Below are 24,387 nucleotides of genomic sequence, written 5' to 3'. Positions count from 1 at the left end.
AACTCTTTACCCCACCTCCGCCAACATCGCCTTGACCGCGCTCATCGATTCCCGCCGCAATTCCTGCAAGTCGACGCCTTCGATAACATCATCTCTAACGACCTGCATACCCGCCGAAAACAACGCCGCCAACGACGGCCGTCCGCCCGATGCAACCGGCCCTATCGCCGGATCGTGCAGGCCGAAGTAACGCGGATCGTCCAGCCGATACACCGCCACATCCGCCGAAAATCCCACTGCAATCCGACCGACCTCCGGCAAACCCAGCACGTTCGCTCCACCCGCCGTGCCCCAGTGCACCACTTCATCCACCGTCGCGGCATCGGCGCCACCCTCAAAACTCCCACCCCGATAAACCGCCTGCGCCGCCATCCCGCGCCGCGCCCGTTGCGCGAGCCACGCCATGTGGACCTCTGAAATCATATCGGCAGCTTCATTCGATGCCGCACCGTCCACGCCGATGGACACCGGCACGCCTGCATCCGCCATCTCGCGGATCGGCGCGATGCCGCTGCCCAGACGTCCATTCGATTGCGGACAATGCGCCACGCCCGTGCGCGTTTGCGCGAGCATCGCGATTTCATCGGCATCGAGCTTCACGAGATGTGCGTACCAGACATCGCTGCCAAGCCAATCGTGCTCGCCGCAAAACGCAACCGGCGAACATGCGTGCATGGCATGCGCGCTGTCCTGATACGACACGGTCTCCGATAGATGACTGTGCAAACGCAACCCGAGCCGCCGGGCAACCGCCGCGGTCTGCCGCATCTCGGCCGGGGAGATGGAATACAAAACCGTGGTCGGCGCCATCACGACGCGGCGCATCGCCCGCGGCGATGCATCGTGATAAGTCGCCGCAAGCCGCTCGATATCCGCAATATACGAATCGATGGATTCAGGCCGCAACGCGCTCGGCAACTCGGCTTCCAGTTGCCGCGTTTTTGTCGCGCCGCCGCGCAGCAGCACGAAACGCAAGCCGAGCTTTTCGGCTTCATCGAAGAGAATGGCGGAACTGTCGAACGGCATGCCCGGGTAATACACGTAGTTGTGATCGGCGACCGTCGTGCAGCCCGAGCGCATCAACTCGATCATCCCGATGCGCGCCGCGAGACGGAACCGTTTTTCGTCGAACGATGCACGGAAGCGATACGGCGTTGCTGCAAGCCACGGGGTCAGCGATGCGTTGAGCCCGGCCGTATCACCCTTGAGCAAGGACTGAAACAGATGATGATGGGTGTTGACCCATGCCGGATAAACCACGCAATCGGTAGCGTCGATCACCGTCTCACTGGCATGCGGCACGAGCGCGCCGATTGCCTGGATAGTCTCGCCTTCAATGCGGATATCGGGGCCTGCCGCACGCGACGGATCGTCGGGGCTGCCTGCGCCACCGGTCATGATGGCCGCTGCATTTCGAATCAGGATACTCATGTAATCGCGCTCACAGTTCGCTTTCGTGCCAGCCGCGCAAACCGATGCGCGACACCCATGCGGTGATGCCAAACAGCACCACGCCTGTTACCGTAATCAGGAACAACGCAGCAAAGAGCCGCGGAATGTTCAACTGAAAACCCGCTTGCAGGATCTGATAAGCAAGCCCCGCGCCGCTGCCGCCCGTGCCGGCCACGAACTCGGCCACCACCGCGCCGATCAGCGACAACCCGCTCGATATGCGCAAGCCACCGAAGAAATACGGCAGCGCACTCGGAATGCGCAGGCGCACGAGCGTCTGCCAACGTGTCGCGCGATTGATGCGAAACAGGTTGATCAGCCCCGGGTTCACGCTACGCAACCCGAGCGCCGTGTTCGAGATGATCGGGAACAGGGCCACGAGCGTAGCGCAGATCACGAGTGCGAAGGTGGTGTCCTTCACCCAGATGATGATGAGCGGCGCAATCGCGACGATCGGCGTGACTTGCAAAAGAATCGCGTACGGGAAAAAACTCGCTTCGATCAATGGACTCTGCACGAACAGCAACGCAATCGTCACGCCAATCACGGTTGCAAGCGCGAACGCGAGCAACGTGATCTTGAGCGTTGCAGCCAGCGCCGCGAGCAGCATCGGGCCGTCTTTCAGCAACTGGATTGCAATGTCGTGCGGCGCGGGTACGAGATAAACCGGCACTTTGAACAACGCGCACCAGCCTTCCCATAACAGCAACATCACAATGCCGACGAACCAGGGCGCTGCGGCTTTCATTGCCCCGGGACGATGCAAGAGCGGCCGCCTCTCGACCTTCGATAACCGTTTCATGGCGGACGTGCGGGACGTAAGTGTCGGGCTGGTCATCAGTGCGCCCCTAGAGAGGTGTGATGTGCATCGCTGATGAGATCGGAGAGCGTCTTGCAATGCTGCATGAAAGGCGCGGACACGCGATACGCATCGTCGCGCTCCGCGGCCCCGTCGATCGCCACCTCCGCAATCACCCTCCCCGGCCGCGCCTGCATCACGACCACGCGCTCCGACAAATACACCGACTCGTAAATGCTGTGCGTGACGAACACGACCGTCATGCCGCGCTTTTTCCACAACGTACGCAGATCGCTGTCGAGCTTGTTGCGCGTAAATTCATCGAGCGCGCCGAAGGGTTCATCGAGGAGCAGCAAATCGGGTTCGGTCACAAGCGCACGCGCGAGCGAAGCACGCATCTGCATGCCGCCGGACAACTCGCGCGGCCGCACCTTGCCGAAATTTTCCAGGCCGACGTTCGCGAGTGCGTCGGCAACACGCGCATCGGCGTCACGCCTTGGAACGCCCGCAAGATCCAGCGGCAAACGCACGTTATCCGCAATGCTCGCCCACGGCATCAATGTCGCTTCCTGGAAGACCATCGACATGCGGCGACCGGCTGAGCCGACCGTATCGAAAGGCTGGCCCCACCAGCGCATGTGTCCGTGCGTCGGCGTCTCGATACCCGCGAACATCTTCAGCAACGTGCTTTTGCCGCAGCCCGACGGCCCGAGCAGCGAGACGAAATCGCCTTGAGGAATCGTCAGCCGCGCATCTTCCAGTGCAACCGTGCCGTTTGCATAGATCTTGTCGACGCGCTGCACCGAAAGCGCAGCGGCGGCATCAGGGGAATTGGCGTTCATGCTTCACTCCTCCGTTGCAATGCGAAACACTTCGCGCTCGCCGTGCTCTTCGAGCAGCTTAAGCAACATCCGGCGCATCAGCAGACCAGGTTGATCCGACGCCATGTGGCACTCCTGTTGACGACGTATGTCGATACACGCGTCATAGTCAGTTGCCTCGAGAATCTCGCGGTCTTCGTCGGTGATGGGACGATCCCAGTCGATCAGCTCCTGTGTCGAGCACGCCTCCTCGCTGTCGTTGCGGTAGAGCCATTGCACGAGCATCATGGTTTTATCGTCGATAGGCGTCGCGCAGTTGTAGATGATGTGATGCACGCCGCTTGCCGGATACATGCAGCCGAAGCGCCGCGAAAACGGCATGAACCACCGGTTCACGAGGTGGCGTTCGGTGACGTCGTCGGTCGTGCCCGTGATGCGGAAACTCGCCTGCGGATTGCGAATGGGCACATGCGTTTCCGCTTCGAAGCCCCATTCGTTGGGTCGAAATTCATACTTCGACGGTTGCGGACTATTGAAAAGACCGAAGTTCGATTTATGCACGAAGCTGAAATGCGAATTGTCGAAAGAGTTTTCCATCATGCGCAGCGGGCTCGTGTTCCACTGCTCGTAGAATTGCATGATGCGTCTGTAGCCCGGCGTGAACTCCTCCGGAAACTCGGGAATGGGTTGCAGCGGCTCTTCGAGCGCAACCCACGCGTAACCGTAACGCTCCTCGCACCTGAACGACTCCACGATCGCCCGCGACGGAATCTCGCCGCCCGCGTTCTGCGGGATCTTCACGCATTGCCCCGTGCAGTCGTAGGTCCATCCGTGATAACCGCACGCGATGTTGCCATCGGCGTCAACGAAGCCTTTCGAGAGCTTGGCGGTTCTATGACAGCACCGGTCGCGCAACGCGTGAGGTTTGCCGCCCGCGCCCTTCCACAGCACGATGCCGACGCCCAGCAGCGTGAACGGCTTGGGGCCATCGTCGAGATCCGACACGGGCATGATTGCGTACCAGAAGCGGCGCAGGACTTTTTGACGTGTAACCAGCATGATTCGATTCCTTTTTATCAGCGCCGCTTACGGCATGACCTTGGCGGTCTGGATGTACTGCAGCGTGTAGGCGCTCTTGTAGTCGGTACTGGCCTTGAGAAGCTTCGCGCCGACCATGTAGTCGTAGGTCTTCTTCCAGCGGGCATCGGTCATCGCGCCTATGCCGAGCGTGCCTGCGTCGCCCCCTGTCACGAGCTTGAGTTTCTTCAGTTGCGCCACGCCGAACGCGAGTTGCGCATCGGTCATCTCGGGGTTGTCCTTCTTGATCAGCGCGTTGCCCGGAGCCGGATTGGCCAGGTAACTTTTCCAGCCTTCCATCGACGCCTTCACGAAACGCGCAGTCACGTCGGGCCGGTCGGCGAGCGTCTTGCGCAAGCCGACGATGGTCGTGTTGTAGGGCGGATAACCGTCGTCGGCAAAGAGGAAGAAGTGGGTCTTCACGTGCGCCTGATCCGCCTGGAATGTCTCCGATGACGGATACGCCTGCATCGCGACATTCGGATCTACAAAGAACGGTTGCAGGTTGAACGTGTAAGGGCGCGTCTGGCTGTCGGTATATCCGTATCTGGACTTGAGCCACGGCCACCAGCTTGTCCTGCCCGCGCCCGCGACCAGGATCGTCTTGCCCTTCAGATCGGCGAGGTTCTTCACATCATCGTGAACGAGCATGCCCTGCGGATCGAATTGAAACGATGCCGCCACGGTCGTGACTGGAATCCCCGCCTCCACGCTGGACAGGACCTGGAAGTCATAGCCAAGGATGAAATCCGCCTGTCCGCCAACGAGCAATTGCATGCCGTTCACTTGCGGACCGCCCATCTTGATCGTGACATCGAGGCCGGCCTGTTTGTAAAGCCCGGTAGCCAGCGCCTGATAAAAACCGCCGTGCTCGGCTTGCGCGTACCAGCTTGTGAGCACGGTGACGGAATCGGCGGCGTGAACAGGGGAAACAAGAATAAGTGTTCAGGCGAAACGGATTTCAAATTCTGAGCCGTAGGCGGCGAGCAGTTTGCCGATCTCAGCATCGATGGTTTCCTTGGTCCAGGTAACGAAACGTCGCCAGTGATACTTTGCATGCTTCCAAACGATTTCGATCAGGTTCAGCTCGGGACTGTAGGGCGGCAGATGGAAGAGCACCATGCGATGCTCGAGAAACCACCGGTCGATCGTTTCCTGCTCGATGTTGTGATGAATCGAGGCGTTGTCGAGGACGACCACCGTCATCAGACCGGGCGAGCCGTCCTTCGCGATCTGGTCAAGAAACTCAACGACGGCGGGGCGTTTGATGGTCGCCTTGCTGACTTCATGCTTCAGAAGGTTGGCGCCGAAATCAAATGCGCCGAGGACCGAGCGTCTGCAATGCGGCCGAGGAACAACACGGTGTGGCTCGCCGATGGGCGACCAGCCGCGTTGCACCGGCGGTGAAGCGCAGAACCCTGATTGGTCAAAGTAGACCAGGCGGCACGCCCCATCACGAGCGGCCTGCTGCAACTTTGAGAGCGTGCCTGCTTTCACGGCGAACTCCAGTTCGTCGCGCTTTTTTTGAGCGAGTAGCGGCCACGTTTGTAGGAAAACCCCGCGCGCTTGAGCGCCACCGACAGCGTTTCCAGGCGGCATGGCAAAGGCTGGCCATGCACCTCCTCAATGCGCAGCGCGATCTGCTTGAGCGTCATCGATTCGGTGCGGGCCGCTTCGATGGCAGTGGCGATCAAGGCATCAGACAACGCGCGAGGCCGCCCGCCTTTATGCCCGGTCAGCAAACCACACAGGCCCCTGTCGTTCCAGGAATGCACCCAGTTGTACACCGACTTGTCGCTCACATCGAGCTCGACGGCGATCTCATGAACCCGTCGGCCGCTGCCAAGCTCCAGCAGACCCAGCCCTCGGGTTCGAAAGTCTTGATGAGGATGCTTGCGCGAGAGTTGTTGCAAGGTCTTCGTCTCCGCTTCGGTCAGTTCAACAGCACATTTCATCGGCAGGCAGGTAATCAGGATGGGATTGCCTGTCAGACTCGCCATTCTGAAATTCGTTTACTCCGCACACTTAACGCTTAAAACAAGCACTGAAAGATGAAAGAAGCGACGTAGAACACGCATGTTTTTTGACTCCGCGAGTGAACGTGGGGAGCCAGCTACAACGCCTGAACGTGTTCCGGATTGCCGATACGCACAACAAGGGAGATGGTGGGGCAACTACACGCACGCTCCTCGTTGAGCGAGATCGGACGATCCCGTTCAAACGCCGACGCTGGTCGACGTGGGCGCGCGATGCGCCCCAAGAGCAATGCCCCATGCTGGTTACTGCGAATACACCAGACACTAGCCGCTTCTACTCTGCAATGTTTCTAAGCGAATTTTATGCCAATGATTTTATAAGGCCCGAACGTCGCTGACAAGCGATGCCGGCGTGCACACCGCACCCGCGCGATGCACGCTCGCACCGCCGAAGTGCCCGGCCATTACCAACCAGCGAACGCTCATGCAAATCCCCGCGTTACACTACGCCCGAACCCGGCGCCCAACCTGCGTGGAAACCCCAAGTGGCAAAAGTCTCTACCATTCGCGATGTTGCCGAACTGGCGGATGTGTCGAAAGCGACCGTCTCGCGCTACCTGAACGGCAGCCTCGTGCTGCCGCCTGACACGGCCAAACGCGTCGATGACGCCGTGCTCGCGCTCAACTATCGCCAGAACAGTCTCGCCCGGCGGCTCAGCCTTGGAAGCAGCGAGACCATCGGCCTCGCCATGCCGGAAGTCGCCAATCCATTCTTCGCCGAACTTGCCGACGCCGTCGAGGAAGCCGCCTCAGCCAGCGGTTATGGCCTCGCGCTCTGCATCACGCGCAACAAGCTCGAACGCGAGGCGCTTTATTTGAGCTGGCTCGACACGCGTCATCTCGACGGCCTGATCTTCGCGACGAACCGACCGGACGATGGGTCATTGCGAAAGCTCATGGGCGAGCGCGCTAACATCGTGCTGGTGGACGAGGACGTGCCGGGCGCGGACGTGCCGCGTGTTTTCGTCGATAACATCGAGGGCGGTTATCAGGCCACCCGCCATCTGCTCGATGCCGGCCACAAGCGGATCGCGCACGTGACCGGTCCCGAAGCGCTCTTCACGGTGCAGGAACGGCTCGCGGGTTACAAGCGCGCACTCGCCGAAGCACAGGTCCGCTTCGATCCGAAGCTCGTCCACTTCGGCTCGTACGATCGCGCCTTCGGGCGCGAAATCGGCACGAAACTCGTCACGAGCGCAAAGCCACCGACCGCGCTGTTCGCGACCAGCGACTACATTGCGGTCGGCGTGCTCGATGCGCTGCGCGAACGCGCGCTGAGCGTGCCGGACTACATGTCGATAGTCGGATTCGACGACATGGAGTTCGCCAACCTCCTCATGCCCGCCATCACCACGGTGCGCCAGTCGGCCGCCGAACTCGGGCGAACGAGCGTGGCGCTGCTGGTATCGATGCTCACGGGCAACGTGACGTCCGACCCTGCCATACATCGCCTGCCGGTGCGCCTGATCGAACGCGCGTCGGTTGCGCCGCCGCGCGCCGGGTCATGACTCGTGCCCGCGTCCCGCGGTTGCGCGATCAAGTTCGCAGAACTCGTGATCGGAAAGCGTGATCGCGCTGGAGGCCACATTCTCGACGAGATGTGCGAGCCTGGAGGTTCCCGGTATCGGCAGCATGACCGGACTGCGCTGCAGTAGCCATGCAAGCGCAATCTGGCCGACGCGAGCGTCATGACGACGGGCGATGATATCGAGCAACGATCCCGGCCGGGTCAGTTCCCCGGCCGCCAACGGGTACCACGGAATGAAGCCGATGCCATGCGCCGTGCAGTAATCCAGCACGTCTTCACTCCTGCGATCGCCCAGGTTGAAGCGGTTCTGCACCGTAGCCACCTTGAAGTATTTGGACGCGGCCTTGATGTCAGGCACGCAGACTTCGCTCAGGCCTGCGTGGCGGATCACGCCGGTATCGATGAGGTGCTTTACCGCCCCAAACTGTTCATCGCGCGGCACGGCGGGATCGATCCGATGCAACTGCCATAAACCAATCTGTTCGACACCCAATCTCCGCAAGCTGCCATGAGCCTGCTCGATCAGATACTCGGGGCGGCCATGCGATTCCCATCGGCCGGGTCCCGAGCGCACGAGACCGGCCTTCGTCGCGACGAGCAACCGGGCGTCATACGGATGCAGCGCTTCGCGGATCAGTTCCTCTGAAATACCGGGCCCGTATGAATCGGCAGTATCGATGAAATCCACCCCGAGTTCCGGCAGACGCTGCAATACGCGGATAGCTTCAGCGTGATCGGCGGGCATGCCCCAGACGCCCGGACCGGTAATGCGCATGGCGCCGAAACCGAGTCGCCGGATGTCGGTTTCGCCACCAATCCTGAACGTCGAGCGAAGAATGGTCATGCGGGGCAGGCGGTCGATGCGCACCGGACTTTGACCACATGCCGGCCGATACTCACGGTCAGCACCAGCGCCCCTACCTCGCATAACGCGGCGACCCAGCCAAGGTCGCTCACGGACGCGACACTCAAGGTGAGTGAACCGAGCGCAGCGCCAAGCGAGAAACCAAGGTACATGAACGAAGCATTCAGCGACAGTGCGATCGGCGTGCCGCGCAATCCGGCGATGCCAATCAGTCCCGCCTGCTGCGCCGGATAGAAGCACCAGTGCGCGATTCCCCACGCCACCACACCCACGAGCACGGGAACCAGCGCAAGCGAAGCGGGCAACCAGTGCGCACTCGCCGACATCAGCGCGAAAGCGAAAATCGATACCGTCAGACAAGGAATGATCACGCGCCGCGAGCCGAGCCGATCCACCGCCTTCCCGCCGATAAACACCCCTACCGCCGCCGCGACGCCCCATGTGAAGAGCACGTACCCGATCTGCGCGCCATGCAGCTGCGTCGTCCTGGCAATAAAGAGCGCGAGATACGTATAGATCGTATAGGCGCCCGTGGCCCACAGCGTGGTGACGAGCAAGGTCATCAGGACCACGGGTTGGCGCGCGGTATCGATACGTTCACGCAAGGTAGCCGTCGGCAATCCTGCGCCGATTGAACGCGGCAGTCCGAACAACAGCCCGGCGCTCGCGGCAGCGGAAAGCGCCGCGACGCCCGCGAACGTCATGCGCCAGCCGAGCCGGTCACCAATCACCGCGCCCAACGGCACGCCGAACGCCACGGCAATCGTGATTCCGCCATTCACGATTGCGAGCGCCGTGCCGCGCCGATCCGGTCCGGCGATCGCGCCCGCCAGCGCGTTGGCGCCGGGCACGTACAGGCCCGCGGCGGTTGCGAGCACGATGCGCGCCGCCATCAGCTCCCAGTAATTCTGCGCGCCCCAGGCGAGGACGTTCGCCACAGCGAATGCAGAGAGCGCCGCAATCATCAGCGTGCGCCGATGAAACGCGCCGGTCAGCGCCGTCAGCACGGGCGAACTGAACGCGTAGGCAAGCGCAAACACCGTGACAAGCTGCCCCGTCGCAACGATGCTCGTGTGCAGGTCGGCAGCCATGTCGGGCAACAGCCCGGCGATCATGAAGCTCTCGGTGCCGACTGCAAACGTACCCAGCGCGAGCCAGTAGAGCGGCGCAAGGGACGGGGAAGACGAGGATGAAGAGTTCACGTTCGGCTCCCGGTCATGCGGCCACGGCTTCGCCGCTATGGAACGGATAGTCGGTATAACCGACCTCCGTGCCGCCAAAGAACGTGGGACGATCATATGGATTGAGCGGCAACTCAAGACGCAGGCGTTCGGGCAGATCCGGATTCGCGATGAAATCACGGCCAAACGCCACGAGGTCCGCGTCGCCCGCCTGAATCACGGCTTCCGCTGTTCCGGCCTTGAAGCCGCCTGCCGCGATGATCACGCCCTTGTAGTGCTTGCGGATAAGCTGTGCAGCGACGGGGTTCGGGTCCTTGCTGTCGTCATCGACATTGCCAAGCACACGCGGCTCGATCAGATGGATATAAGCGAGGTCCAGCTTGGCCAGTTCCTCTGCAACGTAAGTAAAGAGGCCTTCCGGGTTGCTGTCGGACATATCGCCCCATGTGCCGCTCGGTCCAAGGCGCACGGCCACGCGGTCGCTGCCCCAGACCGAGATGACCGCACGCGTGACTTCCATCAGGAAGCGGGCGCGGTTTTCGAACGAACCGCCATAGATGTCCGTGCGCTTGTTACTGCCGTCCTGCAAGAACTGATCGAACAGATAGCCGTTCGCCGCGTGCAACTCGACGCCATCGAAACCCGCCTCTTTGCCGCGCAAAGCGGCGGTACGGAAGCTCTCGACCAGCCCGGCGATTTCGGGCACCGTCAGCGCACGGCTCGGGGTATTCGGAATCCAGCCAGCTTCGGTATAAGCCACGCCGCCGTGCAGCACCTCGGAAGGTGCGACCGGCTGGGCGCCATCCGGCTGCAACTGGCTGTTCGACTGCCGTCCCGCGTGATAGAGCTGCAGGAACATGTGGGCGCCTTTGGCATGCACGGCATCGGTGATGTGCTTCCAGCCGGCGATCTGGCTGTCGTCGTACAGACCGGGCGCGCCCAGATAACCGTTGCCGTTGGGCGCGGCAATGGTAGCTTCGCTGATCAGGAAACCGCCCTTCGAGGCGCGCTGGGTGTAGTACTCGGCCATCAACGGACCGGGTCTTGCGCCTTCCTCGGCACGCATGCGGGTAAGCGGCGCAAGCACGACACGATGCGAAAATTCCAGGGGACCCACTTTGACGGCGGAATGAAGTTTAGACATGACTCTCTCCAGATTTGGTGGGCTGCCGATATTGACCGGCAGCGGGTGCTTCGACCTTGGATGAGAGTGTAGGAACGATTCAAAAGAAGAAAAATGGGCTAAGGTTCCGAATATATTGGACAGAAAAGTCCTTAATCGCATTTGCACGGTCGTGACCGGCCAGGCGCAAATGCGCCGCGTGGCGGACGGAAAATCTGCGAACTTCTCCCGGGACACAATCATGGACAGCCTTGGCGGCATTTCGATGTTCGTACAGGTCGCAGACACCCGCAGCTTCACGGAAACGGGGCGGCAGCTCGGTTTATCGTCGTCGGCGGTTGGCAAGAGCATCGCGCGAATGGAAGAACGCCTGGGCGTGCGGCTTTTTCATCGCAGCACGCGCAGCATCACGCTGACCGCCGAAGGCACGCTGTTCCTCGAGCGATGCCGGCGTATTCTCGGCGAGGTGGAAGCCGCTGAAGCCGAACTGTCCGACGCCGCCGGCAGCCCGCGCGGCCGCCTGCGGATCAGCACGCCGCAGTTGTCCGGGCTCATCATGCCGGCGCTCGATGGCTTCATGGCGCAGTACCCGGACATCGAAATCGATGTGGACTTGTCCGATCGAATGGTCGATGTGGTTGAAGAAGGCTTCGACACCGTGATTCGCACGGGCGCACAACATGACTCGCGGCTGGTATCGCGCCGTCTCGGTTCCTGCGGGCAGGTACTGGTCGCCTCGCCCGGTTATCTCCGGGAACGGGGCACGCCTTCACATCCGTCGGAACTCGTTCATCACGCTTGCCTGCTGCACAAATTCCCGGCTACAGGCAGGCTCGAACGCTGGCCGTTCCAGCTTGCGGCATCGGAGGCGGATCCAGAGCTGCCGCAAACTTTCGTCAGCAACACGATCGAAGTCCTGGGGTTTCTTGCGCTGCAGGACAAAGGTCTGGCGTTCCTGCCAACCTTCCTCGTTCGCGATGCGCTTGCCAGCGGCGCACTGCAAGTCGTGCTCGACGACTACATCAACCAGACCGTAACCTTCTGGATTCTCTGGCCGGCGAGCCGCTATGCGTCGCCCAAGCTGCGCGTGTTCATCGACTACATCAGTCAGAACCTGAAGATCTAGTGCGCTCAATACGTTTCGGACATCGATGTCCGCAATGTTCGGAATCGCAGCCCGTTTATCTTTAATCCCGTCACTCCTACGATGCCTCCTGTCGCCGCGCAGTCGTCTGCGCAGCCTAACGCAGGAGTTTCTCGTGAACGATAAAAAGATTGGCGTCGGTGTCATCGGCCTTGGCCATTGGTCGGAATACGGGCATTTGCCGTCGCTCAAGCGGTTGCCCGATTACGAACTGACGGCCGTGTACAGCCGCAGCGCCGACAAGGCATCGAGCCTCGTGGAACGGCACGGCTTCAAATACGCGGCATCGTCGGTGCAGGAGCTGGTATCGAATCCGGAAGTCGATCTGGTGCTCGTGCTGACGCCGGCGTTCCAGCACGAAGAAGGTATTCGCGCCGCGATCGCGGCAGGCAAGGACGTGTACTGCGAGTGGCCGTTGACGCCCGACACGGCTTTGTCGAAGGAGCTGCTTGCACTGGCCGACAAAGCGGGCGTGCGCACGATCGTCGGCCTGCAGCGGCGGTTGAATCCGGGATATCGCTACGTGGGCGATTTGCTGGACCACGGCGATATAGGCGATATCCGTTCCGTGCGCCTGCATGTCAGCGTGGAATATTTCCAGCGTGAACGCCCTGCTTCGCTTTACTACACCATCCCCGAGAAAACTTTTCGAGCCTCCTCTCAATCTATGGCGGTCATTTCCTGGACGCCCTCTTCACGACGATGACCGGTTTCCCGCAAAGCCTGTCCGCGCTCACAGTCAATCAGTTCAAGGAAGTCACGCTGTTGGAAACGGGCGAAACATTGCCGCATACAAATGCAGACCAGGTCGTTCTCGCGGGAACGTTCGCGAACGGCGCCGTGCTGAGCGTTCATCTGGAGGCAGGCAAACGCAACAACTACGGCGTTCAGCTCGACATTACGGGCAGCAAGGGCGACCTGAAGATCACGAACACGTCGAGCTTCGGCGACACGTTCAACCGTATCGAAATCGCACGAGGCGACAGCCAGCCAATGACCGTGCTTACGGTTCCGTCCGAATACGAATGGCTGGAAGAGGGCGAACTGGGCGGCAGTGTCGTGGAGCTGGCGAGCCTCTATGCGGCCCACGCTCGCGATGTCAAGACCGGTTCGACGCTCGCACCTTCATTCGCGGACGCAATCCGGATGCATGAGTTGATGGAACAGATCAAGGAATCGGATCGTTCAGGCAAAAGGGTCGAGTTGTCGTTCAGTCATTCCATAAAGGACGCATCATGAAACTCACAGGCAATACGATCTTCATCACCGGCGGCGGTTCGGGCATCGGCCGGGGCCTCGCTGAAGCGCTGCACAAACTCGGCAACCAGGTAATCATTGCAGGCCGGCGACGCAACCATCTCGACGCCGTGATCGCAGCCAATCCCGGCATGAAGGCCGTTGAGCTCGACATCTCCGATCCAGCGAGCATCGAACACGTGGCAGCAAAGCTGATCGTCGATCACCCCGAGCTCAATGTGCTGATCAACAACGCGGGCATCATGCAGGCCGATGCAGTCGCCGGCAAGATCGACGACGCCCAGATGGTGTCCATCGTCACGACCAATCTGATCGGTCCGATCCGGATGACCTCCGCGCTGGTCGAACACCTGAAGACCCGCAACGACGCAATTGTCGCGTACACCAGCTCGGTGCTCGCGTTCGTGCCGTTGGCGCTTACGGCGGTCTACTCGTCGACCAAGGCGGCGCTGCACTCGTATGTACTGTCACAACGTTTCATGCTGAAGGACACGACGGTCCGCGTTCTCGAAATCGCGCCGCCGTGGGTGCGCACCGAGCTCATGAACAGCCAGGAAGCCGAGATGGCGATGCCGCTCGATCAGTTTATCGATGAGACGATCAAGGCGCTCGGTAGCGGGGCGGACGAGATTCTGGTGGCAGCAGCCAGGCCGATGCGCGCGAACCCCGGACCGGGCGAGCACGATTTCGTCAACGGCTTCAATTCCCAGATGATGGCAACAATGGGCGGATAACCTTCCTCCGCGCATATGAGCCGGCTGGGGCCAACTGCGCCCCAGCGGCTCGAGCACTAAGCTTTACTTCTCTCCCTGCACTCCCTCGTACTTTCCCCTATCTTTTTTTGAAAAGATTGACAGCCCAATACTCGCGGTTTAATTTTTATAAACCGGTTTACAAGCGGGTGGCGCAATGTCGGTTGCGCCCACGAAGTCTTCCTTCAATTTACCGGCCGCGCGGCTTTCAATGACCGTACAAAACGGCCGGACCAACCAGGAAAGGGATTCCGATGAGCGCTGCATTGCATTTCCGCCGCATGACCGCCGTGTTGCTTGGCGCGTCCCTGCTCGCTTTCGCGGGCGCGGCACTGGCCGCGGGCAAGAAGATCGCCATGGTGCAGATCAATCAGGAGGCGCTCTTTTTTACGCAGATGGACCAGGGCGCGCAAGCCGCCGCGAAAGCCGCGGGCGTCGAGCTCGCCATCTTCAATTCGAACAACGACCCGAGCGCGCAGAACAGCGCCATCGAAACGTATATCCAGCAAAAGGTCGATGCGATCCTGGTCGTCGCCATCGACGTGAACGGGATCAAGCCCGCGATCACCGAAGCCAAGAAAGCGGGCATTCCGGTGGTAACCATCGACGCAATCGTCGATGGCGATAACGCGGTGCAAGTGGGTGTCGACAACAAGAAGGTCGGCGAGGACATCGGTAAGTACACGGCGAATTACATCAAGACGAATCTTGGCGGGAAGGCGAGCATCGGCGTGGTGGGCGCCCTGAATTCCTTCATTCAGAACGTGCGGCTGGATGGCTTCAAGGCGGGTATCGCGACGGTACCGGGCGCAAAGATCGTCTCCACCGTCGATGGGCAGAACGTGCAGGACCAAGCCCAGACCGCAGCAGAAAACCTCATCTCCGCCAACCCGAATCTGCAGATCGTCTATGCAACCGGTGAACCCGCCTTGATCGGACTCGTCGCGGCAACTTCGGCGCAAGATGCAACGGGCCGCGTGAAGATTGTCGGATGGGATCTGAGCGCGCAGGCCATCAAGGGCATCGATGCAGGCTTCGTGGCGGCGGTCGTGCAGCAGGACCCGGAAAGCGAAGGCCGCGTAGCCGTGAACTCTGCGCTCAAGCTCATCGCCAAGCAGCCGGTCGAGAAGAACATCTCGGTGCCGGTGACGATCGTGACGAAGGCAAACGTCGGCAAGTACCGGGCCGTTTTCAAGTAAGGAGAAGCCGATGCAAAACGATGCCGCCATTCCACGCGTACGCATGGAAAACATCATCAAGAGCTACGGCGCCGTGCAGTCGTTGCGCGGCGTGAACCTCCACGTCATGCCGGGCGAAGTGCTCGGCCTCGTGGGCGACAACGGCGCGGGCAAGTCGACGGTGTCGAAGGTGTTGTCGGGCGCGGTGGTTCCGGACGGCGGCAGCATCGAGATCGACGGCAAGCCGGTTCATTTCACCGATCCCGGCGACGCCCGCGCGCATCACATCGAAATGGTTTACCAGGACCTGTCGCTGTGCAATACCGTCGATGTCGCCGGCAATCTCTTTCTCGGCCGCGAACCCATGCGACGCGTCTGCGGCGTCTCCGTGCTCGATCATCGCAAGATGCATCGCGAAGCGCGCGACATGCTGAACAACCTCGGCATCCGCATTCCCAGCACGAAGCTCGACGTCGAGAACCTGTCCGGCGGCCAGCGCCAGGCCATCGCGATTTCGCGGGCGGTATCGTTCGATCCGAAAGTGCTGATCATGGACGAACCCACCGCCGCGCTCGCGGTCGCCGAAGTGGAAGCGGTGCTCGACCTCGTGCGCACGATCAGCGAGCGCGGCGTGAGCGTGATCCTGATCAGCCATCGCTTGCAGGATCTGTTTCTGGTGTGCGACCGCATCAGCGTGATGTACGAAGGGCAGAACGTGGCGGACCGGAAGATCGGCGAAACGAATCTGGAAGAGATCGTCGATCTGATCGTCGGCCACAAGTTCAGTGCGCGCTCGGCTCGTGCGCTTGCGGAGAATTGACATGGAACTCGCCATGCACGACAAGTCCAAGGCGCCGCGCCTGCCGCTCAAACATATGCTCGGCCGCAACGCGGGCGTGGCGAGTATCGCCGCGTTTTTCATTGTCTGCGCCCTCGCCTTCACGTTCACCACGAGCACCTTTCTCACGACCGGCAACCTGCTCAACGTGCTCCGTCAAAGCGCACCGCTGCTGATCGTCGCCACGACAATGACACTCGTCATCACGACGGGCGGCATCGATTTGTCGATAGGGTCCACGCTTGCGCTGGTCGGCGCAGTCTCGGCGATTGCGTTGCGCGCGGGCGTGCCGGGAATCGTCGTGCTGATCGGCGGTCTTTCGCTCGGCGCGATCATCGGCGCAATCAACGGTTATTTCATTGCGTTCGCAGGGATGCCCGCGTTTATCGTGACGCTGGGAACGTTGTCTGTAGTACGCGGCATTGCATTGCTCATCACCCAGGGCTTTTCCATACCGATCGAAAACGACGGCTGGTTCGTCGAACTCGGACGCGGCCGGATCCTCGGCATGCCAACACCGGCGGTGATCGCTATCGTGACCTTGCTTGCAGGCTTCGTCACGCTCCGGCATACGCGCTTCGGACGGTATGTGACGGGCATTGGCACGAATGCCGAAGGTGTGCGGCGCGCAGGCGTCAACGTGCGCAGCGTCACCATGAAGGTCTACGTGTTGAGCGGCGCGGCGGCGGGTCTTGCCGGCCTCATCACCACGGCGCGGCTGGGAAGCGGTTCATCGAACCAGGGCGTAGGGTTCGAGCTCGCGGTGATCGCCGCCGTCGTGCTTGGAAGCACCGATCTCTTCGGCGGTCGAGGCACGATCCTCGGCACGGTGCTCGGCGCGCTGACCATTGCGGTGCTCGGCAACGGACTGATCCTCATCAACGTGTCGCCGTTCTATACGCAGATCATTCAAGGCGCGATCATGCTGCTCGCCATCTGGCTCAATACGCGGATTTTCTCGCCGCAGCGGCGCAAGAAGGCTTAAGCGATGAGTTCGATCTTTCGCCACGATGCATCGTTGAAGATAGGCACACGCAGCGCTCAGGTGATGACGGTGCTTGGCCCCATCCCCGTTTCGCAGATGGGCGTGACGCTCATGCATGAGCACATCTTGCTGGATGCATCGGGCAAATGGGTGCCGCCGGCTTGTTGCGGCGACAGGTTCATCGGTGAGCAGAAAGTGCACATCGGCATTCTGGGCGCGCTGCGCATGAACCCGCTGATGAACCGCGACAACTGCCAGCTCTTCGATGCCGATGTCGCCGTCGAAGAACTCATGCGCTTTCGCGAGCTGGGCGGCGAGACGGTGATCGACCCGACCAATCTCGGACTGGGGCGAGACCCCGCCGCGCTGCAACGGATCGCACGGCGCACGGGGTTGAACATCGTGATGTCGACGGGGTTTTATCTCGAGCCTTCGCATCCGGATTATGTGAAGCACAAGTCCATCGATGAACTCGCCGCACAACTGATCTTCGATGTCGGCGGCGCAGATGAAAAGCCCGATGTGCTCGCCGGCATGATCGGCGAGATTGGTGTATCGGCGGCGTTTACCGCCAACGAGGAAAAGTCGCTGCGCGCCGCCGCGCGTGCGAGCGCCGCGACGCACGTGCCCTTGTCCGTGCATCTTCCTGGATGGGTGCGGCACGGGCACCGCGTGCTGGACATCGTGGAGGAAGAAGGCGCGGACCTGAATCACACGGTCCTGTGTCACATGAACCCGAGTCACATGGACGTCGAATATCAGCACGCGCTAGCCAGACGCGGCGCATGGCTCGAATACGACATGATCGGCATGGAGTATTTCTACGCCGATGAAAATGCGCAATCGCCATCCGACGAAGAGAACGCACGCGCAATCAAGGCGTTGATCGATGCGGGGTTCATCGACCGGATCCTGATGTCGCAGGACGTGTTCATGAAGATCATGCTCACGCGTTTTGGCGGCCATGGCTATGGCTACATCCTCAAGTATTTCGTGCCGCGCTTGCGGCGCCACGGCGTCTCGAACGAGCAGATCGAAACCATGATGATCACCAACCCGACGCGGGTTTTCTCAGGCAGTTGATCGATAACCTGTAACCATACGATGTGGACCGGTTCCACCTGCGCCGCAAGCCGCCGACACGGCAAGCCGCGCGTTCAAGGAGCACACGCATGACCAAGTCTGTTCTGCTTGCCGGCGAGAGCTGGGCGAGCATGTCGATGCACGTCAAGGGCTTTGACCAGTTCCCGACTGCGACCTATCACAACGGCGCGACGATCTTCCTCGATATCTTCAAGAACAGCGACTTCGAGATCACGCACATGCCGAGCCACGAAGCGCAGGAGATGTTCCCCTCCACGCTAATTGGCCTGCTTGCCTACGACGCGATCATTCTTTCGGATATCGGAGCAAATACATTGCTGCTGCATCCCGACACGTGGATCAAGAGCGAGCGCACGCCGAACCGCCTCAAGCTGTTGCGCGACTATGTTGCGGCGGGGCGCGGGCTGATGATGATCGGCGGGTATTTGAGCTTCCAGGGTATCAACGGCAGCGCGCGGTTTCGCAACACGCCGGTGGAAGAAGTGCTGCCGGTAACCTGCCTTCCCTACGATGACCGCGTCGAGGTTCCCGAAGGATTCAACGCGGACGTCGTCGCTTCGCATCCGATAGTCGAAGGCCTCGGAACGCAATGGCCGCACTTGCTCGGTTACAACGAAGTGCAGGTCAAGCCCGACGCAACGTTGATTGCATCGGTTCCCGAAACGGGCCATCCGTTGCTGGTCGCGGGAACATATGGACGAGGCCGTACCCTCGCGTGGACCAGCGACATGTCGAGTCACTGGTTGCCGCCTGCGTTCTCCGCGTGGGAGGGCAACGCGCGCTTGTGGACCAACTGCCTCGACTGGCTGACAGCGGGCGAACGATAACGGTTTAAGAGGCGCGCGCTCCGTGTAATCGGCAATACTGCTGTCGATCCGGCGCTCCCCGCTTCACACTGCTGCAGCCACAGCCGTGCTATGTTCTTTGCCGTCTGCCCATACCGCGCGCAATGAACCGTCCGAGCCCACTGACAAAGAGGCGCTGTTTCGTCTCGCTGGTCGCAATCCTGTGCCTCCTGATGCTGATGATCCTGGTGGCGGGAATCGCGGGCTGGATCACCTTGCGCGGCAGCCTTGCGCAACTCGACGGCATGCATGCATCGGCGGCGACTTCGGCGTTGCATGCGCCGGTCAGCATAGAACGCGATAACCTCGGCGCGCCGACCATCAAGGGCAGCACGCGCGGTGACGTCGCGTTCGGCACCGGCTTCGCGCAAGCGCAAGATCGCTACTTCCAGATGGATCTGCTGCGCCGCGTCGCCGCCGGCGAGATGTCCGAGCTGATCGGCCCCGCAGCGCTCGAACTGGATCGACGCAACCGGCCGCATCGATTTCGCGAACGGGCGCGCAAGGCATTCGACGCGCTGCCGGCAACCCAGCAGGGGTTGATTGAACGCTACACGGCCGGCGTCAATGACGGGCTCGCGGCGCTGGCTTCGCGTCCGTTCGAATACTGGGTGCTGCGTACGCCACCGGCGCCCTGGCGTCCGGAAGACACGCTGCTGGCCGTCTACGCAATGTACTTCGACCTGCAGTCCGATGAAGTCCGCCACATTCTGTCGCGCGCTGCGTTGCGCGAACGGGTGCCGGCGGACTTGTATGAATTCCTGCTGCCCGCAACGAGCCATTGGGACGCACCCTTCGATACTGCAACGCCTTCCACCGAACAACAGCCTTCGCCGCCCGCAACCCGCCCGGACTGGCTGCGGGCATCGAAAGACACGAAGCACAGCAGCACTGCCATCACGGATTCGATGATCGGCAGCAACGGCTGGGCAGTCGATGCCGCCCACAGCGCGCACGGCGGCGCGATCCTCGCGAGCGACATGCACCTGGGTCTTTCGCTGCCGAACATCTGGTACAGGATGTCGCTGACGTGGCCCGCAGCCGATGGCCAGCCGCGCCGCATCACAGGCGTCACCCTGCCCGGCGCACCGCTCGTGATCGCGGGCAGCAACGAACGGATCGCGTGGGGCTTTACGAACAGCTATGGCCGTTTCATCGATCTGATTGTGTTGCAGCGCAATCCCGCCTATCCGCTGGAATATCGCGTTGCAGGCGGCAAGTGGGCGCGTGCGACCGTCGTTCATGAGCGCATCCTGGTGAAGGGCGGCGCGCCCGTGGACTTGCCGGTCATCGATACACAATGGGGTCCGCAAATCATCGCCGGTCCAGACAAGACCGCCTATGCCTTGCGCTGGACCGCGCACGATCCCGAGGCCGTCAACCTGAACCTACAGCAACTGGAAGATGCCACGAACGTCGCGGACGCGATCCACGCCGCGCAAATCAGCGGCATTCCCACGCAGAATTTCATGGTCGCGGATTCGCGTGGCGAAATCGGCTGGACGCTTGCCGGGCCGCTGCCCAAACGCAACGCCGCCACTGACCCGTCCACGGGACCACTCAGCGAGCTGCCGTTCGATTCGACGATGTATCGCGGATGGCAAGCTTATCTCGCACCCGCTGCCTACCCTTCGCGCATCAGCCCGCCGCTCGGGCGGCTCTGGAGCGCGAACAATCGCACCTTGCCGCTCGATCAGGCCGCAATCGCAGGCGATGCCGGCACCGACCTCGGCGCGCGTGCAGCGCAGATTCGCGACGACCTGTTCGCGCTGCCGCACGCCACGGAGCGCGACATGCTCGCGATCCAGACCGACGACCGCGCGCGCTGGATCGAGAACTGGCGCGGCATCGCCCTCTCGGCGCTAGACGCCAGCGCGCTTAAAGATCACCCGCAACGCGCGGAATTCCGACGGCTGATCGAAACATGGAACGGCCGCGCGGATGCCGATGCCACCGGTTACCGCCTCGTGCGCGCGTTCTATTTCTCTCTCTACGATGCCTGGTTCGGACGGCTCGATGCAGAACTCGCCGCAGCCGGTCCGCAGCTCAGTTTTCGCGCCGCAAATTCGCGCTATGAAGCGGTGATGGAAACGCTCGCCGCGCATCGTGCGTGGGTGCCGGATGGCGTTGCCGACTGGCGCGCCTTCATGCTCGACCGAATCGATCATGCGATCGCGCAATTGCCACCAGACACAACACTCGCCGATGCAAGCTGGGGCGCACGCAATCGTGCAGTTATAGAACATCCGTTTGCGCGGCTTGTGCCATCGTGGCTGCCATGGGTGCGCGGCTGGCTTGGCGCACCGCACGATGCGCTTCCGGGCGACTTCAACATGCCGCGCGTGCAAACGCCTTCATTCGGTGCATCGGAGCGCATGATCGTGTCCCCTGGACGCGAGCAGGACGGCATCTTCGAAATGCCAGGCGGCCAGTCGGGAAATCCGCTGTCACCGTATTTCATGGCGGGACATGAGGCCTGGGTTCGCGGCGATGCAACATCCTTCATGCCCGGTGAAACCGTGCACCGGCTGGAACTGGTTCGGCGTTAGCAACGGCGCGCGCCGTTACTTCGGACTCTGTAACTTTTGTATGTCCTGACGCGTTACGCGGAACCAATTCGTCGATTACGTCCTCTGAACCCTGCATGGCCGCAAACAAGCCGCGTTCTGATCCGGCTTCGCGCGAAAGGCACTATATTAGAAGCTTGATTTTGTTATCTGAAGGAGTACCGCATGAAAGTCCGCAACACGCAAAACTCAGTTCGAACCACCATTGCAGGCGTCGCCATTGCGCTGTCATTGCCGTTTTTGTCCATGTCCGCCGCACACGCGCAACTTGGCAACCTGCTGAAGGGAGGTGGAAGTTCCGACGGGTCATCGAGCGGACTCAGCAGCCTTGGCAGCATGGGCAGCGCGCTGACCGGGCAATCGGTGTCATCGGGCAGCACCAGCAACGTCGCGGGCGTGCTGCAGTTCTGTATCAAGAACAACTATGTGAATGCCAGCAGCGCGTCGACGGTGAAGGATTCGTTGATGAGCAAGCTGGGCGGCACGTCGGCGGCATCGCAGGACAGCGGTTATACCGACGGCGCAAACGGTCTGCTGAAAAGCAGCAACGGCAAGCAGGTGGACCTGAGCGGCGGCGGCCTGAAAGAACAGGTCACCAAGCAGGTTTGCGACAAGATTCTTTCGCAAGGCAAGTCGTTGATCGGCATGGGCCAGTAAGCAATGTAAGGCTCGTTTGGTGATAAAAAAACGGTCCTGGTTTTTCCAGGACCGTTTTCATTTGCTTCACGCTTTTTATGGCTTCACATCACGTGCCCGACGCCAAGGTCGGATCGCCGATGCCGATGTAACCAGTTGCCTTTTGCTTCGACAGCACGGGCTGATCGAATTCCTTCATCAAGCCGAGCGCCTGCCGCTCATACAACCGGCGATACAAGCCGTTATCGAGTTCGATCAATTTGTCGTGGCTGCCCTCTTCGGCAATCCGGCCTTTGTCGAGCACGAGCAGCCGGTCGAGCGAGCGCACCGTCGATAACCGATGCGCCACCACCAGCGTGGTCCGGCCGACCATCAGCCGTTCCATTGCCTGCTGGATCAGCACTTCGCTTTCGCTGTCGAGGCTCGACGTCGCTTCATCGAGTATCAGCACCGGCGCATCCGCAAGGAACGCACGCGCAATCGCCACGCGTTGACGCTCGCCGCCCGACAACTTGATGCCGCGCTCGCCCACCAGCGTGTCATAACCCTGCGGCAACCTGTCGATGAAATCATGCGCGCTCGCAAGCCTGGCCGCACGCTCGATTTCCGCCCGCGTCGCGCCCGGCTTCGCATACGCGATGTTCTCCGCAAGCGACCGGTGAAACAACACCGGCTCCTGCTGGACGATCGCAATCTGGCCTCGCAGCGATGCCTGCTTTACATTGGCAATGTTCTGCCCGTCGATGGTGATCTTCCCGTCCGAAACATCGTAAAGACGCTGAATAAGCTTGATCAGCGTGGTCTTGCCCGATCCCGAATGCCCAACCAGCCCAACGCGTTCTCCCGACTTGATGTGGACCGAGAAATCGTCGTAAAGCGGCGTGGTGTGACCGTCATAGCAAAACGTCACGTGGTCGAAACGAATCCCGCCCTTGCTGATGGCAATGTGTCCGGCACCCGGCTTGTCTTCGATACCCAGCGGCTGCGCCTCGAGCGACACGAGTTCTTCCATGTCGTTGACCGAACGCTGCAGATTGCGCACATGCATGCCAATTTCGCGCAAATAACCCTGCAGCATGAAGAACATGGTGAGCGTGAACGTGATGTCGCCGACGCTGGCTTTATCGGCGTTCCAGAGCAGCAGCGCCGCGCCCAGGATTGCCACCTGCATGAGCACGAGCATGCCGCCCTGCACGCCGCCGTTGATCGTGCCGCGCGCCCATGTGCGTTTCGTGCGATGCCGCCACTTGCCGATCACCCGCGCAAGCCGCGCTTCTTCACGCGTTTCCGCGCCGAACGCCTTCACCACGGTATTGCAGCTCACCGCGTCAGCCAGAGCGCCGCCCATGCGCGTATCCCACGCGTTGCCGAGCCGCGCGGCAGGCGCGACAAATCCCAGCGACAACGCCACGGTCACGCCGATATACACCAGCGATCCGATACCTACCACCACGCCCATCACGGTCCAGTGGGCGCCGAGCAGCGCGGTTGCGCCAACCAGCATGACCACCGACGGCAACAGCGCGATCAGCAACGTGTCATTGAGCAGGTCGAGCGCCCACATGCCGCGCGTGATCTTGCGCACGGTCGATCCAGCAAAGCTGTTGCCGTGCCAGTCGGTGGAAAACCGCTGCACACGATGAAACGCGTCGGCGGCGATTTCACTCATCATTCGCAACGTCAACGCGATGATGTTCATGAACACGAGCTGGCGCAGGAGCGTGGCGCTCAAGCCCAGCGCGGCCAGCGCGCAGAACGCGGTCACGGCTGCCTCCCACGCGAGCGCCTTGCCGCTCGCACCCGCGGCGAGTGCATCGACAAGACGTCCCGCGAAAAGCGGCGTCAGCACGTCGGCCAGCGCGGCGAGCAATGCCAGCGCGACGATTGCAACGATCCGCCAGGGCTGTTTGCCCCAGTGAACCACCGTGAAACCGAGAACATCCTTGAACGCCCGGCCGCCGAAATCGAGTTTTTTTGTATTGGCCATTTGCCAAAGCTCGTGGCGCGAAACGCCGCGAAGCTATCCAGTCAAAAAGAAAATAGAGCGACAGCCGGAGCGCGCCTTATGGAAAAGGCGAACTGATCAGGGACTGTCTGGAATTGGCGCGGGCTTTAGTGCCTGCGCGGACGGCGGCTCAAATGCGTCGCGACGTCGGGGAAAAGACAGCACAAGGGAGAGCGATAGCCATTGCGTACATA

General features: G+C 61.2%; 23 protein-coding genes. 12 read left to right on the top strand and 11 right to left on the bottom strand.

All coding sequences use genetic code 11. From position 1 onward, the window contains the following. Nucleotides 1-6: 6 nt before the first annotated feature. Genes AX768_RS18160 through AX768_RS18130 form a run of 7 tightly spaced genes read right to left on the bottom strand, consistent with a single transcriptional unit; the run spans nt 7 to nt 6,149 of the window. A complete protein-coding gene (locus tag AX768_RS18160) occupies nt 7-1,431 on the bottom strand; it encodes an amidohydrolase family protein (protein WP_062001503.1) in 1,425 nt (474 codons plus the stop codon). Nucleotides 1,432-1,441: 10 nt separating this feature from the next. Further along, nucleotides 1,442-2,254 (bottom strand): ABC transporter permease, encoded by an 813-nt coding sequence (locus AX768_RS18155; RefSeq protein WP_062002307.1) that lies wholly within the window; start codon nt 2,252-2,254, stop codon nt 1,442-1,444. Nucleotides 2,255-2,289: 35 nt separating this feature from the next. Beyond that, the gene (locus tag AX768_RS18150; RefSeq protein WP_062001502.1) at nt 2,290-3,093 is read right to left on the bottom strand and encodes an ABC transporter ATP-binding protein; all 804 of its coding nucleotides are present in this window, start codon (nt 3,091-3,093) and stop codon (nt 2,290-2,292) included. A 3-nt stretch (nt 3,094-3,096) separates the two neighbouring features. Beyond that, nucleotides 3,097-4,131 (bottom strand): aromatic ring-hydroxylating oxygenase subunit alpha, encoded by a 1,035-nt coding sequence (locus AX768_RS18145; protein ID WP_062001501.1) that lies wholly within the window; start codon nt 4,129-4,131, stop codon nt 3,097-3,099. A gap of 27 nt (nt 4,132-4,158) precedes the next feature. Continuing rightward, entirely contained in the window at nt 4,159-5,088 is a 930-nt protein-coding gene (locus tag AX768_RS18140) for an ABC transporter substrate-binding protein (protein WP_062001500.1), read from the bottom strand. 6 nt (nt 5,089-5,094) lie between these two features. Further along, nucleotides 5,095-5,646, bottom strand: a complete 552-nt coding sequence (locus tag AX768_RS18135; protein WP_197672636.1) for an IS630 family transposase — start codon at nt 5,644-5,646, stop codon at nt 5,095-5,097. After that, complete coding sequence (locus AX768_RS18130) at nt 5,643-6,149, bottom strand: helix-turn-helix domain-containing protein (RefSeq protein ID WP_231941265.1); 507 nt, start codon at nt 6,147-6,149, stop codon at nt 5,643-5,645. Before AX768_RS18130 ends, AX768_RS18135 begins: the two co-directional genes overlap by 4 nt. 521 nt (nt 6,150-6,670) lie before the next feature. Between AX768_RS18130 and AX768_RS18125 the strand changes: the two genes are divergently transcribed. Then, a complete protein-coding gene (locus tag AX768_RS18125) occupies nt 6,671-7,693 on the top strand; it encodes a LacI family DNA-binding transcriptional regulator (RefSeq protein ID WP_062001499.1) in 1,023 nt (340 codons plus the stop codon). On the opposite strand, the gene AX768_RS18120 is transcribed toward AX768_RS18125, so the two are convergent. Genes AX768_RS18120 through AX768_RS18110 form a run of 3 tightly spaced genes read right to left on the bottom strand, consistent with a single transcriptional unit; the run spans nt 7,688 to nt 10,903 of the window. After that, entirely contained in the window at nt 7,688-8,557 is an 870-nt protein-coding gene (locus AX768_RS18120; protein WP_062001498.1) for an aldo/keto reductase, read from the bottom strand. The two genes, AX768_RS18125 and AX768_RS18120, sit on opposite strands and share 6 nt — an antisense overlap. Then, nucleotides 8,554-9,780 carry an MFS transporter gene (locus tag AX768_RS18115; protein WP_062001497.1) on the bottom strand — a complete coding sequence of 409 codons (1,227 nt, stop codon included), beginning with the start codon at nt 9,778-9,780 and terminating at the stop codon, nt 8,554-8,556. The genes AX768_RS18120 and AX768_RS18115 overlap by 4 nt, the downstream gene beginning before the upstream one ends. A 13-nt stretch (nt 9,781-9,793) precedes the next feature. After that, a complete protein-coding gene (locus AX768_RS18110) occupies nt 9,794-10,903 on the bottom strand; it encodes an alkene reductase (protein WP_062001496.1) in 1,110 nt (369 codons plus the stop codon). Between the two features lie 220 nt (nt 10,904-11,123). Here AX768_RS18110 and AX768_RS18105 point away from each other — a divergent pair, with 220 nt between their 5' ends. From AX768_RS18105 to AX768_RS18060, 11 genes are all read left to right on the top strand, one after another. After that, nucleotides 11,124-12,008, top strand: coding sequence for a LysR substrate-binding domain-containing protein (locus AX768_RS18105; RefSeq protein WP_062002306.1), 885 nt, complete (start codon nt 11,124-11,126; stop codon nt 12,006-12,008). Nucleotides 12,009-12,141: 133 nt separating this feature from the next. Beyond that, the gene (locus tag AX768_RS33730) at nt 12,142-12,732 is read left to right on the top strand and encodes a Gfo/Idh/MocA family protein (protein WP_231941514.1); all 591 of its coding nucleotides are present in this window, start codon (nt 12,142-12,144) and stop codon (nt 12,730-12,732) included. Further along, on the top strand, nt 12,690-13,265 hold the full coding sequence (locus AX768_RS33725) for a Gfo/Idh/MocA family oxidoreductase (RefSeq protein ID WP_442857267.1): 576 nt from the start codon (nt 12,690-12,692) through the stop codon (nt 13,263-13,265). The genes AX768_RS33730 and AX768_RS33725 overlap by 43 nt, the downstream gene beginning before the upstream one ends. After that, nucleotides 13,262-14,017, top strand: coding sequence for an SDR family oxidoreductase (locus AX768_RS18095; RefSeq protein ID WP_062001495.1), 756 nt, complete (start codon nt 13,262-13,264; stop codon nt 14,015-14,017). The genes AX768_RS33725 and AX768_RS18095 overlap by 4 nt, the downstream gene beginning before the upstream one ends. 272 nt (nt 14,018-14,289) lie before the next feature. Next, nucleotides 14,290-15,234, top strand: a complete 945-nt coding sequence (locus AX768_RS18090) for a substrate-binding domain-containing protein (RefSeq protein ID WP_062001494.1) — start codon at nt 14,290-14,292, stop codon at nt 15,232-15,234. A gap of 10 nt (nt 15,235-15,244) precedes the next feature. Beyond that, a complete protein-coding gene (locus AX768_RS18085) occupies nt 15,245-16,033 on the top strand; it encodes an ATP-binding cassette domain-containing protein (protein ID WP_062001493.1) in 789 nt (262 codons plus the stop codon). Between the two features lies 1 nt (nt 16,034). Beyond that, nucleotides 16,035-17,036, top strand: a complete 1,002-nt coding sequence (locus tag AX768_RS18080) for an ABC transporter permease (protein WP_062001492.1) — start codon at nt 16,035-16,037, stop codon at nt 17,034-17,036. Nucleotides 17,037-17,039: 3 nt separating this feature from the next. Further along, a complete protein-coding gene (locus AX768_RS18075) occupies nt 17,040-18,119 on the top strand; it encodes a phosphotriesterase family protein (RefSeq protein WP_062001491.1) in 1,080 nt (359 codons plus the stop codon). A gap of 89 nt (nt 18,120-18,208) precedes the next feature. After that, nucleotides 18,209-18,967: a glutamine amidotransferase gene (locus tag AX768_RS18070; RefSeq protein WP_062001490.1), complete on the top strand. Its 759-nt coding sequence runs from the start codon at nt 18,209-18,211 to the stop codon at nt 18,965-18,967. 122 nt (nt 18,968-19,089) lie between these two features. After that, complete coding sequence (locus AX768_RS18065) at nt 19,090-21,534, top strand: penicillin acylase family protein (protein ID WP_062001489.1); 2,445 nt, start codon at nt 19,090-19,092, stop codon at nt 21,532-21,534. A gap of 183 nt (nt 21,535-21,717) precedes the next feature. Further along, on the top strand, nt 21,718-22,209 hold the full coding sequence (locus AX768_RS18060) for a DUF2501 domain-containing protein (RefSeq protein ID WP_062001488.1): 492 nt from the start codon (nt 21,718-21,720) through the stop codon (nt 22,207-22,209). 88 nt (nt 22,210-22,297) lie between these two features. Here the strand turns inward: AX768_RS18060 and AX768_RS18055 are convergent, their stop codons facing one another. After that, on the bottom strand, nt 22,298-24,175 hold the full coding sequence (locus tag AX768_RS18055; RefSeq protein WP_062001487.1) for an ABC transporter ATP-binding protein: 1,878 nt from the start codon (nt 24,173-24,175) through the stop codon (nt 22,298-22,300). Between the last annotated feature and the right edge of the window lie 212 nt (nt 24,176-24,387).

Source organism: Burkholderia sp. PAMC 28687 (assembly GCF_001577465.1).
Classification (GTDB): Bacteria; Pseudomonadota; Gammaproteobacteria; order Burkholderiales; family Burkholderiaceae; genus Caballeronia.
This window is presented reverse-complemented; position numbering and strand designations above follow the sequence as displayed.

Coding starts and splice junctions, on each gene's coding strand:
- AX768_RS18150 (WP_062001502.1), bottom strand. CDS start 3,093: ATGAACGCCAATTCCCCTGATGCCGCCGCTGCGCTTTCGGTGCAGCGC.
- AX768_RS18110 (WP_062001496.1), bottom strand. CDS start 10,903: ATGTCTAAACTTCATTCCGCCGTCAAAGTGGGTCCCCTGGAATTTTCG.
- AX768_RS18075 (WP_062001491.1), top strand. CDS start 17,040: ATGAGTTCGATCTTTCGCCACGATGCATCGTTGAAGATAGGCACACGC.
- AX768_RS18130 (WP_231941265.1), bottom strand. CDS start 6,149: ATGGCGAGTCTGACAGGCAATCCCATCCTGATTACCTGCCTGCCGATG.
- AX768_RS18145 (WP_062001501.1), bottom strand. CDS start 4,131: ATGCTGGTTACACGTCAAAAAGTCCTGCGCCGCTTCTGGTACGCAATC.
- AX768_RS18060 (WP_062001488.1), top strand. CDS start 21,718: ATGAAAGTCCGCAACACGCAAAACTCAGTTCGAACCACCATTGCAGGC.
- AX768_RS18155 (WP_062002307.1), bottom strand. CDS start 2,254: ATGAAACGGTTATCGAAGGTCGAGAGGCGGCCGCTCTTGCATCGTCCC.
- AX768_RS18070 (WP_062001490.1), top strand. CDS start 18,209: ATGACCAAGTCTGTTCTGCTTGCCGGCGAGAGCTGGGCGAGCATGTCG.
- AX768_RS18160 (WP_062001503.1), bottom strand. CDS start 1,431: ATGAGTATCCTGATTCGAAATGCAGCGGCCATCATGACCGGTGGCGCA.
- AX768_RS18095 (WP_062001495.1), top strand. CDS start 13,262: ATGAAACTCACAGGCAATACGATCTTCATCACCGGCGGCGGTTCGGGC.
- AX768_RS18065 (WP_062001489.1), top strand. CDS start 19,090: ATGAACCGTCCGAGCCCACTGACAAAGAGGCGCTGTTTCGTCTCGCTG.
- AX768_RS18080 (WP_062001492.1), top strand. CDS start 16,035: ATGGAACTCGCCATGCACGACAAGTCCAAGGCGCCGCGCCTGCCGCTC.
- AX768_RS18120 (WP_062001498.1), bottom strand. CDS start 8,557: ATGACCATTCTTCGCTCGACGTTCAGGATTGGTGGCGAAACCGACATC.
- AX768_RS18105 (WP_062002306.1), top strand. CDS start 11,124: ATGGACAGCCTTGGCGGCATTTCGATGTTCGTACAGGTCGCAGACACC.
- AX768_RS18085 (WP_062001493.1), top strand. CDS start 15,245: ATGCAAAACGATGCCGCCATTCCACGCGTACGCATGGAAAACATCATC.
- AX768_RS18090 (WP_062001494.1), top strand. CDS start 14,290: ATGAGCGCTGCATTGCATTTCCGCCGCATGACCGCCGTGTTGCTTGGC.
- AX768_RS18055 (WP_062001487.1), bottom strand. CDS start 24,175: ATGGCCAATACAAAAAAACTCGATTTCGGCGGCCGGGCGTTCAAGGAT.